Raw genomic sequence first — 13,520 nt, forward strand, 5'->3', positions numbered from 1 at the left:
AAGGCGTCCATAGGACGCCTTTTTTGTGTTTGGAGGAGTAGTCGCAGCGATTCTTTAGCTCCTGGCTTTGCAGCATTGGGTTCAGAATCCGACGAGCTGGCCCGTCGTCACTACTTCAGAGAAACCAGCTTTCTCTGCTGCCAAAAATGCGGGGGAGCTTTTACTGGTGCCCAGTCCCAACGAATGCGCTGTTGCAGTCCTCGAACGGGAGGATTCGTCAATGCCGGGCGAGAGTCAACGCTCCAATTCAGGCAAGCAGTGACAGCCCATCGGGTCTTGATACGTCTTGTAAACCTCTATTTCAGCACTGAAACCCGGCTCAACTACCCTTCAAAAACCCGCAGGAAGCGGCTCCCCGATTCAGCTCAAGGAATGACCATGTCCCTCGCCATCGTCCACAGCCGCGCCCAGATTGGCGTGGATGCCCCCGCTGTCACCGTCGAAGTCCATCTCGCCAACGGTCTGCCCTCGCTGACCATGGTCGGTCTGCCCGAGGCGGCAGTGAAAGAGAGCAAGGATCGCGTGCGCAGCGCGATCATCAATTCCGGCCTGCAGTTTCCGGCGCGGCGGATCACCTTGAATCTGGCGCCTGCCGATTTACCCAAGGACGGCGGGCGATTCGATCTGGCGATTGCCCTGGGAATTCTGTCGGCGAGTGTTCAGGTGCCAACGTTGACCCTCGACGATGTGGAATGCCTCGGCGAGTTGGCGTTGTCCGGCGCCGTGCGACCAGTGCGCGGTGTGTTGCCGGCGGCACTGGCAGCACGCAAGGCTGGGCGGGCGCTGCTGGTCCCGCGGGCGAATGCCGAGGAGGCGTGTCTGGCTTCGGGACTGAAGGTGTTTGCGGTGGATCATCTGCTCGAAGCGGTGGCACATTTCAATGGCCACACGCCGGTGGAGCCTTACGTGTCAGACGGCTTGATCCATGCCGCCAGACCCTATCCCGACCTCAACGAGGTTCAAGGGCAGATTGCTGCGAAGCGAGCGCTGCTGGTTGCGGCGGCAGGTGCACATAACTTGCTGTTCAGCGGGCCGCCCGGTACCGGCAAGACATTATTAGCCAGCCGCTTGCCCGGATTGCTGCCACCGCTGTCCGAGAGCGAAGCGCTTGAGGTGGCAGCGATTCAGTCGGTGGCCAGCGGCATTCCCCTCACCCATTGGCCGCAGCGGCCGTTTCGCCAACCGCACCATTCCGCGTCCGGGCCGGCGCTGGTCGGCGGCAGTTCGAAACCGCAACCCGGCGAAATCACCCTCGCCCATCACGGCGTGCTGTTTCTTGATGAGCTGCCAGAGTTTGATCGTCGGGTTCTGGAGGTGCTGCGCGAGCCGTTGGAATCCGGCCATATCGTGATTGCCCGAGCCAAGGATCGGGTCCGCTTTCCGGCGCGCTTTCAATTAGTGGCAGCGATGAATCCGTGCCCCTGTGGATATCTTGGCGAACCGAGCGGCAAGTGTTCGTGCACGCCGGACATGGTTCAGCGCTATCGCAACAAATTGTCGGGGCCATTGCTGGACCGCATCGACCTGCATCTAACAGTGGCACGCGAACCCACCGCACTCAACCCCGTGGTCAAACCCGGAGACGATAGCGCCAGCGCAGCCGTTCTGGTCGCAGAGGCACGTGAGCGCCAGCGCAAACGTCAGGGCTGTGCCAACGCATTTCTTGATCTGCCGGGTCTGAAGCGCCACTGCACGTTATCCACAGCTGATGAGAAATGGCTGGAGTCGGCGTGCGAGCGGCTGACCCTGTCCCTGCGCTCGGCACACCGCTTGCTCAAGGTCGCACGCACGCTGGCAGACCTTGAACAAGTCGATGCAATCAAACGCGAGCATGTGGCCGAGGCTCTGCAGTACCGCCCGGCTTCGCCTTAATGCACAGTCAAATCCACCAACGGCGTTTGCCGTACTTCGGTTTCCCGGCCTGCCTGAATCTCGCTGACGCGTTTCAACGCGTTATCCACCGCGCCCTTGTCTGCCAGCAGGCTGTAGCTGATCTGAAACTGTTGGCTGGCTTTCGGCGCGATGGTCGGCACCAGGTTCAACGGCCGTTGATAACGACGGTTGTAGGAAAAACTGGTCCCGGGCTCAAGACCCGTGACGTAGCCCTGCCCTTGGGTATCGGTGTTTTTCCACAGGGAAAACACCGGCAGTTGTTGAGTATTGAAGCCGACAGAGACACCCAGACTCCCCGCCTTGTTATGCAGAACAGTCAGAGTCTGACCCTTGGCATCCGCATAGGGCACGACGTTGTAAACCGTTTCGTCGTAATCCTTGGTCGGCGCGCGATACGTCTGCCAGTCGGCCAGTTCGCCCTTGGCCTTGTCGTTGAACGGCGAGACCTGTTTGACCGGCGCTGCAAACCGGGCGCCCTGCTCGAGAAACGGCGTACTGAAATTACTGTGATACAGCGCCTGATATTCCTTCGGATAATCGCCCTCGTTGGTCAGCGTGTCGTTCAGCGCGAACGTTGTGCTGCCCGGCACCGTGACCAGTTCGGTGGCCACGGAGAAGTCGACCTTCTTGAACGCCTGCTCTTTCAGTTCGCCACGCAGGCTGATGGCATACGGCGGCTTCTCGTCGATGTGCAGGGTGACCTGGCTGGCCGGGATGTTCGCGGCGCGACCGTGCAGGGTCAGCAACTCACCGTTGTCCATGCCCGGATGGCCGACCCATTCGTAACCACAGCGGGTCACCATTTCGTTGAAGCCTTCCAGCCAGCCCAGACCGCCACGGCCACCGAGCTCGATAAAGGCTGGATTGACCACTTCCTTGACGGGAGAGACCCAGCCCATGCGTACATCGCCGACCGTAGCCTGCAAGACATTCATGCCGCGAGTCGGCACCACCGAGAGCTTCATCGTGCCGTTATCGATGTCGACAATGCTCACACCTTCCTGCCGACCACCATGCAAGGTGCGCAGGGTCACGGAGAAGGCTTTATCGGTTTTGACGCCCAGTTGCTCACTGGTGAGGGTCCAGTTTTGTGCAGGCTTGTCGGTGTCGAGCAGGACATAGTCCCAAGCCATGGCCTGGGAAGCTGCCGCCATCGTGGCGAGGGCAACAGCGAGTTTGAGCGAAGTCATGAGCGTGCCTTTTATTGGATTTGTAGGTTTTTTATAGCGCTGATGAATCGTTTCAGCAAGCGTAAATAAACCAAATCCAGGCAGCTCTTTGTTGAGTGACGAATTAATCCCGAGCGAGCCGCGCAATCTTCAGCTAGCCTCGTTCGGTTTTGGCCTAACGGCTGATTGACGGCGACATCATAATGACATTAAGGTCGCCAGCTAAATGCAGGAGCAAGGCACAGGCATTTCCGCCTGTCATTGCGCAATGGAACATATGGAGTATGGATGCGCGGGGCACTACTACGTAGCGGTAAGAGCGGGTCATTCACTGCCTTGGGCGAAACAGGCCAACCGGTGTATCGGGCGGCACTGCAATTGCGCGAAGCGATTCGCCGCAAGAATCCCGACCTGGTCGATCACCTGGCTATTCCGCAGAGCGATGAACTCGGTAACCAGATCGACTGGTACAGCGGCCTCGACGGCGATGTGATCCCATGGAGCAGCGCGACCGAAGAAGAGCGCGCGCCTGCACGTCGCCAACTGGAAGCGCTGAAGACGGCACTCGAGGAGCTGAGTCTGCGTTTCCTCGGCACTGACTCGGACGAGCCGCAGCAGGGCGACAAAGCCGTGTTCGGCAAACTGCTCAAGCGCGTCATCCATTTCCCCGACGAAAACTTCGTCTACCTGGTGCAAGGCAAACCCGTGCTGACCTTCTGGGGCTTCGAGCACGCCGGCGCCGATCGCAATCGCGATCCGCTGCACTGCCTTTATCAGGTTTCGCCTGTTTTCACCTTGCCTCCCGAAACGCCAGCGCCGGTAGCGGCCCCGATCGCGCCGGTGGTTCCGGTCGTGGCGCGCCCATGGTGGCGACGCTGGTGGTGGCTGTTGCTGCTACCGTTCCTGTTGCTGCTGTTGTGGCTGTTGCTCGGTTTGCGTGGCTGCGTGCCAATTCCATTGGTGGCCGTCGACTTGCTGCCCGAGGGCGTCGTGCCCGTAGAAAGACAGGTTGAACCACTGCCCGTCGGCACCGCGACAACGCTCAATGGCGTCCCGGTGACCGGCACTGGTGCGAGCGTCGACACCGGCGCCGCCGTGCTCGACACGCAAGGCGCAGAAGCCCCGGCACTCGAAGGCGACCAAGCAGCTGCCGAGAACGCAGGCGTGACTCAGGATCCGGCGGCCGAACCCCCAGCCAATACTCCGGAAAACCCGACTGCACCGCCTGCCCCACCATCGACCGACCCAGACAAAGCCGCCGCTGCCAAAGCAGGTCCGGCGCTGAGCATTCCGCCCAATGCCGCTGACGGCGCCGCCGATTTCCTCGATGGCCAATACCGCGCTGGCGCCGGCATTCAAGACCGCCGCACCGGCAAGCCGTTGCGCCTGGAATACCAGTTCAAGGACGGCAAGGGCGAAGTGACGGTGCATCAGGCCGACGGCTCGAAATGCAGCGGCCCGGTCGCCGCCTCCATGAAGGGCGGCAGCCTCGCCATCGACAGTCAGGGCCAGGCCGTTTGCGGCGATGGCAGCACCTACGACATGCCCAAGGTCAACTGCCGCAAGGGAGCGACCACGGTCGCTGATTGCACCGGCGGTTATGGCAAAGATCAATTCCCCATGTCCATGCGGCAGATGGGCGAATAAGTACGGAATAACGCGAAATGTTGCCTGAAGTCACCCAGTTCGAAGACACCGTCACGCTCGTCAGCGACACCGGCATCCAGTTCATGGATTTCGCCCTGCGCCTGGATCCTCGCAAGGAACCGGCGGGCGAGTTCGCTCAGATGATCAGCGGGCTGGTGTGCCGGTTGATGTACAACGAAGAGAAAGACTTCTACTTCTACGAGCCGGAACCGGAAAAGATCGAGAAGGCCAAACCGGCGTTCAGCCTCGACATGAAAAGCAGCCTCGACCTGCTCAACGGCGTCTGGCTGCCGATCCCGTTTTTCCGTTTCATGCCGCCGCACCGCTTTGACGAAGGTCCGAGCAACTGGTCGCGCATGCGCCTGGTCAAACTGGACTCGCCCGACATCGACGGCAATACCCATCGCCTGACCATGGCCTTCGACAGCCGCGTGATGCCCAAGCGTGACGGCACCGCGTACCTGGCGCCAAACGAAGAAGACATCAGCTCCGGCGTCTCCTTCAAACTGGCGACCAAGGCCAGCGAAACCCGCTGGTTCCTGGCTCAGCCGTGGGTCAACGAATGGCTGCTCGAACTGTTCAACGAGGGCAACAACCATCGTTCCCGCGAAGAACTCGACATCGACATTCGCGCCAACCATCACCTGGCGCATTACCTCAACGTGCTGAGCCTGCTGGGCAAGCCGTCCACCGCGATGCAGTCGACGGCGCGGCCGAAAGTCGATATCCCGGAACTGAAAGTGGTCGCCAACGACAGCAACGGTCAACCGATCCTGGTGGATCTGGTGCTCGACGTCGGCAACTCGCGCACCTGCGGCATCCTCATCGAAAACCATGGTCAGGCCGGGTCCGGGCTCAAGCACAACTACGTGCTGGAACTGCGCGACCTGATCACCCCGGAACACACCTACAACCAGCCGTTCGAAAGCCGTGTCGAATTCGCCCAGGCGAACTTCGGCAAGGACCATTGCTCGGTCAAAAGTGGTCGGCACGATGCGTTCCAGTGGGCGACGATCGCCCGCGTCGGTAACGAGGCCGGACGTCTGGCCAGCCGCCGTCGCGGCACGGAAGGCTCGACCGGGCTGTCGAGTCCGAAGCGTTATCTGTGGGACGAAAAGGCCTATGCACCGGGCTGGCGTTTCAACTGTTCGTACGTCAAAACCGATAACGAACCCTACGCCACCGCCGCGCCGTTTTCGCACCTGATCAACGAAACCGGCGAAGCGCTTTACAGCCTTGACGAAGATGACCGTTTGCCAGTGTTCATGCCGCGCTATTCGCGCAGTTCGCTGATGACCTTCATGCTCGCCGAAGTGCTGGCGCAGGCGTTGTCGCAGATCAACAGCCCGGCCCAGCGCTCGCGTCAGGGCCACACCCGCTCGCCGCGTCAGCTCAACAGCATCACCCTGACCGTGCCGCCGGGGATGCCACAGGCTGAGCGCAGCATCCTCAACGAACGCATGCTGCAAGCCATCGGCCTGGTGTGGAAAAGCCTCGGCTGGCACGCCGGCGAAGAGGATCCACACGAAAAAGAAGGTGTCAGCCCGCGCACGCCGATCCCGAGCATTCGCGTCGAATGGGACGAAGCGTCCTGCGGCCAATTGGTCTACCTGTACACCGAGGTCAACGAGAACTTCGCCGGTCACCCGGAGGAGTTCTTCGACACCATCGCCCGGCCTGACAAGACCGATCGCGAGCGAATCACGCTGGCGACCATCGATATCGGCGGCGGCACCACCGACCTGGTCATCACCGATTACCGTCTCGACCGCGCCGGCAATACCGGCAGCGGCAGCAACGTGCACATCGTGCCCGAGCAACGTTTCCGCGACGGTTTCAAAGTGGCCGGCGACGACATTCTGCTCGACGTGATTCAGGACTTCATTCTGCCGAGCTTCGAAAAAGCCCTGCAGAACGCCGGGGTGAAAGCGCCGGACTCGTTGATGTCACGGCTGTGTGGCGATGAATCGGTCAGTGCTCAGGACGTGATCCTGCGCCAGCAACTGAACCTGCAAGTGTTCTCGCCCCTCGGCCTGGCGTTGCTCAAGGCCTACGAACACTACGACCCGCAAGTCCCCCAGGAAGTGACGCCGCAAAGCTATCGCCAGTTGCTCGGCGACCATGCGATCAGCCTGACCGTGCTCGAATACGTCAATGCTGCCGTGCGCCGCGATGTTGGTGGTCAGAGCAATTTTGATCTGTATGAAGCGCAGATCAGCTTCGATCTGCAAAAGCTTCACGCTGCGTTCCTCAACGATCAGATCAACATCACCAAGATCCTCGGTGCACTGTGTGAAGTAGTCGCGCAGTACCCGTGCGACGTCTTGCTGCTGACCGGCCGCCCTTCGCGCTTGCCGGGCATTCAGGCGTTTATCCGCAAGGTCTTGCCGCTGCCTCCGGGGCGCATTCTGGCCCTGCAGAATTACCGCACCGGCGGCTGGTACCCGTTCCACAAGAACGGCCGCATCGACGACCCGAAAAGTACCGCATCGGTCGGCGCCATGCTCTGCCTGCTGTGCGCCAATCACAGCGTGCCGAACTTCTACTTCCGCTCTTCGGCGCTGAAACCGTATTCGACGGTCAAGCACATCGGCGTGATCGACCTGAACAACGTGATCAAGGATGCCGACGTGCTGTACCGCGACATCCAGTCCGAAGACTACAAGATCAAGTTGCCGGAAATCGGCGTCGGTGATGACGCCGACACGCCGCAGCTGGAAATGCGTGGCGATCTGCGTCTGGGCTTCCGCCAGTTGGCTGCTGATCGCTGGTCGGCCTCGCCGCTGTACACCTTGCGTTTCACCAAGAGTGGTCGGGACAAGTTCTCCCGTGCGGTCGGTGAAAACGGTAGTGCGCCGTTGCTCAAGGTGCGCTTCGAGGTGAAGAGCGCCGATCAATACACGAAAAAACAGGATCTGGTCAGCGACCGCCTCTCGGTGCGGGCCATCGAATCCAACAGCAGCAACGTCAGCTTCAACCCGCGCAGCGACCTCGAGCTGGAACTCAACACCATGCTCGACGCCGGTCTGAGCGAGACCAAATACTGGCTCGACAGTGGAAGTGTGAAACGCAAATGAACGACCTGACCCCCGAGCAACGCCAGCTCTCTGCCCAATGGGCTGCGGTTTACGAAGGTGCCGGTCAGGCACTGGACTGGATTGACCAGACGCGCGTCAACGCACCGCGTCTGGACAGCGAAGCCGACAACCTGAACATCCGCCTGCATCGCGCCCGCAACCTGGCTCACAGCCTCGGTCGCGTGGCCTGCACACCGATGACCATCGGCTTTTTCGGTTTGTCCCAGGCCGGCAAGTCCTATTTGATTTCCGCTTTGGCGGCGGGTCAGAACGGCAAACTGGAGACCGATTACGGTGGCCAGCGGCTGGACTTCATCCGCCACATCAACCCGGTCGGTGGCGGCAAGGAAGCGACCGGTCTGGTGACGCGCTTCAGCCGTCGCGCCACGCCGAGCCCGGACCCGCAATTCCCGGTGGAGCTGACACTGTTCAAGGAAGTCGAGCTGGCGAAGATTCTCGCCAACTCCTGGTTCAAGGACTTCGACCTTGAGCGGATCTCCTACGAGATTGACGAAGAACGCATCCAGCGCGTGCTGAAACCGTTCGAAGGCCGCGAGAACGGGCCGCTGCAACCGGGCGTCAACGCCGACGATCTGGTGTCGCTGTGGGATTACCTGCGGGACAACTTCCGCAATTCGGTGAAGAAACTCGAACACCTGTACTGGCCGAAAGCGCTGCAACTGGCGCCACGTCTGAACTATCAGGAGCGTGCCGAGCTGTTCGCCATCCTCTGGGGCGAGCAACGCGAGCTGACCCGCGTTTATCAACAACTGGCCGGCGCGCTGCACAAGCTCGGCCTGCCCGAAACCGTGTTCGCACCGCTGAAAGCCTTGGTGACGTTCGAAAACGACACCTACAGCCAGCGCGACAGCATCATGAACGTCGACATTCTCGAGCGCTTCGGCAGCCCGGCGGATTTGCCGGTCGACGTGCGCCCGCAAGTCGGCGGACGCCTGCAAAACAGCCAGGGCATCCCGGTTGCGCAACTGGCGGCACTGACGGCGGAAATGACCTTCGGCCTGATCGAGCCGCCGGCGGACGACATCGTCAATCAGGTCGACCTGCTCGACTTTCCCGGTTATCGCGGGCGCAAGAAACTCCACGAGATTGCCGACTCCAGCGACCCGGAATCCGCGACCAAGGACAACTCGGTCTCGCAGCTGATTCTGCGCGGCAAGGTCGCTTACCTGTTCGAGCGTTACACCGACAATCAGGAAATGAATGCGCTGGTGGTCTGCACCGGCTCGACCAAGCAGAGTGACGTCAACGACGTTGGCCCGGTGCTGACACGCTGGATCGAAAAAACCCAAGGCGCCGATGCCGCCGAACGCAGCAAACGCGCGACCGGACTGATCTGGGCGCTGACCATGCTCGACCTGCGGGTGACCAACTCGCTGAGCCTGACCGCCGATCAATACGACGAGAGCTGGAACGGCATGGTCAAGCTGACCATGCTCGAACGCTTCGGCAGCCTCAGCTGGATGAACGACTGGGCCGGCACACCGTTCCAGAACACCTTCCTGGTGCGTAAACCGCGGATGGATGCGGCGTTTATCGTGCAGGACGCCAGTGGCGCCGAAACTGGCCTCAACAGTAATTATCAAAGCCGCGTCGAAGCGCTGGGCAGCAGCTTCGCCAGCAACGCGCTGGTGTGCAAACACGTCTCCAACCCGGCCAAGGCCTGGACGGAAATGCTGCGCAATGACGACGGCGGCATCAGCCATTTCAGCGGCAGTTTTACTGGTGTGGCCAATATCGAATTCAAGTTGCAGCGCATCCGCGAGCAGCTCGACGAATGCCTGGAAGGCCTGACCACTCACGGCCTCAGCACTTGGTATCATGCCGACGGTGACGGTGCGGCAGCAGCCAAGAAAGCCCAGGCGCAAATGATTTTGTCCGGCCTGGGTCGGCGCCCGGCGGTGCTCGGCGAGTTGATCGATCAGCTCGACATGAGCAGCGAAGAAGTGCGCGACCTGTACCTCAGCGGCGTCTACGAAACCGACGAAGAGCCGACCGCCAGCGATGAGCCGGTCAGCACGCCGCCGAGCCAGAGCCTGTACGGCAACGACGCCGGGTTCGATTTCGACTTCGGCGGCGACCTCGGCCAGGACAGTGCGCCCGTCAGCAGCAAAACCAGCAGCGCCGCGCCGGAACTGCAAAGCAATGAACACCGCTTTGCCAAAGCGGCGTTCAAAGCCTGGATCGCCCATTTGCGCGAACTGACCACCCGGCAAAGCCTGCTCAACCTGCTGGGTCTTGAGAAAGCCTTGCTCGAAGCGGTGGTCGATGAGTTGATCACCGCCGGCTACCGCCATGATTTGCCGGGCCAACTCAGCCGCGCCGTACTCAAGCGTGCGCAGAGCGGCGCCCGTCGCGATCAACTGGTCGAACGTCAGGTACTGGAAGTGCAGCGTGTGCTGCGCGATTTCGTCTCCTGGTTCGGCTACATCCAGAAACCGCTGAGCGAGCGCCCGAACAGCCGGGCCGGTGCCAAGGCGCCGCTGTTTTCGTTCTATGCCGACATCGGTCCGGGACAGGTTCCGGTGCTGCCGGCACAGCCGTCGAACCAGGCGCAGCTGTTTTTGGGCGACTGGCTCTCGGGCCTGGCCTACATCACGCTGGACAACGCCGGCCATGGTGCCGGTCGCGAAATCACCCCTGAACAGAACGAACGGCTGGGCCAAGTGCTCACCGCTTTCGTAGCGAGATAAGCAATGCCAATCCGTGTCGACCTGCTCGCGTTAGAGCCCAATGTCCCTGGCCGCGCCTGCCTGACCGTAAAAAAATGGACAGGCGCCGAGGAACAGCTGGAGTTTTCCATTCAGCGTAACCAGGACAGTTTCTATCTCCAGGAAGGACAAGTCTGGAGCAACAACCCGTTCTGGTTTCAGGTCTCGCGTTTCGACGTTGCCGCCAGCGGTGAAGCGCTGGAAGCCCAGGTTGGCCCGGAAGTCGTCGATCCGTTGCTGGAAGGCGGCGCCAATTCGCAATTTCGCATCGAACTGCGCGAGCAGGGGCCGGGGCATACCGACGTTGGCGTGGTTCGACCGGGCGTGGGGCTGCTGCCTTCAACGGCCGGCGGTGAAACCCGCTCGACTTACGGCGCTGCGCAACTGAGTACGCCGAAAGCTCCGGAACCCGAGATTCCCGAGCTGCCTGAGCTGGTACTGCCTGACCTCGAAGCGCCCGTCGAGCCTGAGCCGATTACCCCTGAGCCCGTCTACACCCCGCCGCCGGCGCCAGTGAAGAAGAGCAACAAAGGTTTGATTGGTCTGATCATTGTGGTGTTGTTGCTATTGGCAGCTGCCGCCGTGTTCTGGTGGATGAAGCGCACCCCGGAACCTGCCGCCCCGGCTATTGCCGCGACGCCGCCAGCCAGCGCCGACGCTGCGGCCTGCACCCTGGAAAGCATGAACAGCGTGCCCGAGCTGACGTTCGTCCAGACCTGCATCAAGGCCGCGCCCGACAGCGCCAAGCTGCTGGAGATCATCAACCAGGCCAAGGCCGGCAAACACTGCGGTGTCGCCCAGCGTCTATACGCCAACCGCGCCCAGGCCGGTGACGCCCTGATCGCCAACGCCTACGCCCATGAATACGATCCGAAGTACCTGCAAGCCAGCGATTGCTTCCCTACAGCGGACAACGCTACCGCTGCTTACTGGTACGAAACGATCCTGACGCAAGACCCGAACAATGCCGAAGCCAAGCAGCGTCTCGAGGAGTTGCAGAAGTGATGCGCACCTCCATGAACCGTTTCCTGCTCAGCGGCGCCGCGCTGCTCGCACTGTGCATTGGCTCGTTGGCCCACGCCGATGACAAACCGTTGATTCAGGCCGGTAAAAAAACCCTGTTCCAGCGTGTACTGACCACCCCGGGCTGCAAAGTCAGCCCGACGGCGGGTGGTGCGGCCGGCGACGAGCAGCCGGTGTTCAGCCGTTTCTACGTCTACGAGCGCGCTCAGGCGAGCAATGCCGAGTGGCTGAAAGTCGGCCCCGACAGTTACGGCAAAACCATCGGCTGGCTGCCTGCCAGTTGCACCACCGACTGGAAAATGCAGCTGACCCTGGCTTTCACCAATCCGGCCAACCGCGACCGACTGCTGTTTTTCAAAGAACGCGCTACGGTCGAAGGCATCCTTGATGCGCCGGACCCGGTGAGCAAAGTCGCGCCGCTGCGGGCCACACTGAAGAAAGGCCAACAGGCACCCGGCGTGCTGGCCGAAGAACCTGAATACTTCGTCGACCTGCAAAAGCAGTTCTACTTGCTGCCGGTGCTCAGCGGCGAAGAAGTCATGACCGAAGCGGGTTTCCGCACGCGCCTGCTCAATGTCGCATCGGTCAGCAAAACCGAGGCGAAAGACGCCAAAGGTGCCGCCGCTGGTGGCGCCTCCGGCGGCAAGGAAGCCGAAGACAAGGCCACCAGTCAACTGAAGGAATTCAGTGCGGCGGTGGTGTTTGTCATCGACTCGACGATTTCCATGGACCCGTACATCGACCGCACCCGCGAGGCGATCCGCAAGGTCTATCAGCAGATCGAATCGCAGAATCTCGGCAAACAAGTGAAGTTCGGCCTCGTTGCTTTCCGCTCCAGCACCGATGCGGTGCCGGGCCTGGAATACACCACGAAGATGTACGCCGACCCGACCAAGGTGAAGGACAGCGCGGACTTCCTCGCCAAGGTCGCCGACCTCAAGCAGGCCAAGGTTTCCAGCAGCAGCTTCGACGAAGATGCCTACGCCGGTGTGATGCACAGCATCGACAAGGTCGACTGGAGCCAGTTCGGCGCGCGTTACGTGGTGCTGATCACCGATGCCGGCGCCATCGAAGGCGACGACAAACTGTCGAAAACCGGTTTGAGCGCTGCCCAGGTCCGCCTCGAAGCGGCCAATCCGGGCGTGGCGATTTACACCCTGCACCTGAAAACCCCGGCGGGGATCAAAGACCACGCCAAGGCCGAAGCGCAGTACCAAAACCTCTCGACTTATCCGGGCACCAACACCTCGCTGTACTACCCGGTCAACGCGGGCGACATTCAGGAGTTCGGGCGCAAGGTCGACACCCTGGCAGCGGCCATCACCTCGCAGGTGAAAGCCGCCTACATGGGCGAAGATGCCATCGGCAGCGCGGCGAACGCCAAGCAGGATCCAGCCGAGAAGAAGATGCTCGACGATGCCGCGCTGATCGGCCACGCCATGCAACTGGCGTATCTGGGCGAGAAGACCAACAGCAAGGCGCCGCCGGTGTTCAAGGCGTGGATCACCGACCGTGACCTGATCAAGCAGAACATCCCGACCACCGACGTGCGCGTGTTGCTGACCAAATCCCAACTCAGCGATTTGAGTGATGTGATGAAGCAGATCCTCGACGCGGCCAACGAAGGCCTGATTTCGCCGACGGAAATGTTCGATCGTCTGCGCTCGGTCGCCGCGACCATGGGCGCCGATCCCAATCAGCTCAAGCAGAACAGCAATGCCAAACTGGCGGACATGGGCGTGCTCGGCGAATACCTCGAAGACCTGCCCTACCAGAGCGAAGTGTTGAACCTCGACGAGGAAACATGGAAGAGCTGGGACGGTCTGGCGCAAGAGAAATTCATCCGCACGCTCAACACCAAACTGCGCCACTACCAGCGCTACAACGCTGACGTCGACCGTTGGGTGGCATTGGCCAAGGACAGCGATGCGCGGGACAACGTTTACCCCGTGCCTCTGGAAATGATGCCCTGACGAGACGCT

General features: G+C 61.2%; 7 protein-coding genes. 6 read left to right on the plus strand and 1 reads right to left on the minus strand.

Features of this window, described 5'->3' with window-relative positions:
- Positions 1–378 precede the first annotated feature (378 nt).
- Positions 379–1,872, plus strand: a complete 1,494-nt coding sequence (locus AC3Y64_RS27235; protein ID WP_489985849.1) for a YifB family Mg chelatase-like AAA ATPase — start codon at positions 379–381, stop codon at positions 1,870–1,872.
- Here the strand turns inward: AC3Y64_RS27235 and AC3Y64_RS27240 are convergent.
- The gene (locus AC3Y64_RS27240; RefSeq protein ID WP_489985850.1) at positions 1,869–3,083 is read right to left on the minus strand and encodes an aldose 1-epimerase family protein; all 1,215 of its coding nucleotides are present in this window, start codon (positions 3,081–3,083) and stop codon (positions 1,869–1,871) included. The genes AC3Y64_RS27235 and AC3Y64_RS27240 overlap by 4 nt on opposite strands.
- Before the next feature lie 267 nt (positions 3,084–3,350).
- Here AC3Y64_RS27240 and AC3Y64_RS27245 point away from each other — a divergent pair, with 267 nt between their 5' ends.
- Genes AC3Y64_RS27245 through AC3Y64_RS27265 form a run of 5 tightly spaced genes read left to right on the plus strand, consistent with a single transcriptional unit; the run spans position 3,351 to position 13,511 of the window.
- Complete coding sequence (locus AC3Y64_RS27245) at positions 3,351–4,709, plus strand: SrfA family protein (protein WP_489985851.1); 1,359 nt, start codon at positions 3,351–3,353, stop codon at positions 4,707–4,709.
- Positions 4,710–4,726: 17 nt separating this feature from the next.
- Positions 4,727–7,786, plus strand: coding sequence for a virulence factor SrfB (locus AC3Y64_RS27250; protein ID WP_489985852.1), 3,060 nt, complete (start codon positions 4,727–4,729; stop codon positions 7,784–7,786).
- The gene (locus AC3Y64_RS27255) at positions 7,783–10,497 is read left to right on the plus strand and encodes a putative virulence factor (protein WP_489985853.1); all 2,715 of its coding nucleotides are present in this window, start codon (positions 7,783–7,785) and stop codon (positions 10,495–10,497) included. Before AC3Y64_RS27250 ends, AC3Y64_RS27255 begins: the two co-directional genes overlap by 4 nt.
- 3 nt (positions 10,498–10,500) lie before the next feature.
- Positions 10,501–11,520: a hypothetical protein gene (locus AC3Y64_RS27260; RefSeq protein ID WP_489985854.1), complete on the plus strand. Its 1,020-nt coding sequence runs from the start codon at positions 10,501–10,503 to the stop codon at positions 11,518–11,520.
- A complete protein-coding gene (locus AC3Y64_RS27265) occupies positions 11,520–13,511 on the plus strand; it encodes a vWA domain-containing protein (RefSeq protein WP_489985855.1) in 1,992 nt (663 codons plus the stop codon). Before AC3Y64_RS27260 ends, AC3Y64_RS27265 begins: the two co-directional genes overlap by 1 nt.
- Positions 13,512–13,520 lie beyond the last annotated feature (9 nt).

The sequence above is a fragment of the Pseudomonas sp. 4CAES_32.4 genome, assembly GCF_058136335.1.

Excerpts from the sequence above, each read along its gene's own strand:
- AC3Y64_RS27260 (WP_489985854.1), top strand. The coding sequence starts at position 10,501 with ATGCCAATCCGTGTCGACCTGCTCGCGTTAGAGCCCAATGTCCCTGGC.
- AC3Y64_RS27250 (WP_489985852.1), top strand. The coding sequence starts at position 4,727 with ATGTTGCCTGAAGTCACCCAGTTCGAAGACACCGTCACGCTCGTCAGC.
- AC3Y64_RS27255 (WP_489985853.1), top strand. The coding sequence starts at position 7,783 with ATGAACGACCTGACCCCCGAGCAACGCCAGCTCTCTGCCCAATGGGCT.
- AC3Y64_RS27245 (WP_489985851.1), top strand. The coding sequence starts at position 3,351 with ATGCGCGGGGCACTACTACGTAGCGGTAAGAGCGGGTCATTCACTGCC.
- AC3Y64_RS27240 (WP_489985850.1), bottom strand. The coding sequence starts at position 3,083 with ATGACTTCGCTCAAACTCGCTGTTGCCCTCGCCACGATGGCGGCAGCT.
- AC3Y64_RS27235 (WP_489985849.1), top strand. The coding sequence starts at position 379 with ATGTCCCTCGCCATCGTCCACAGCCGCGCCCAGATTGGCGTGGATGCC.
- AC3Y64_RS27265 (WP_489985855.1), top strand. The coding sequence starts at position 11,520 with ATGCGCACCTCCATGAACCGTTTCCTGCTCAGCGGCGCCGCGCTGCTC.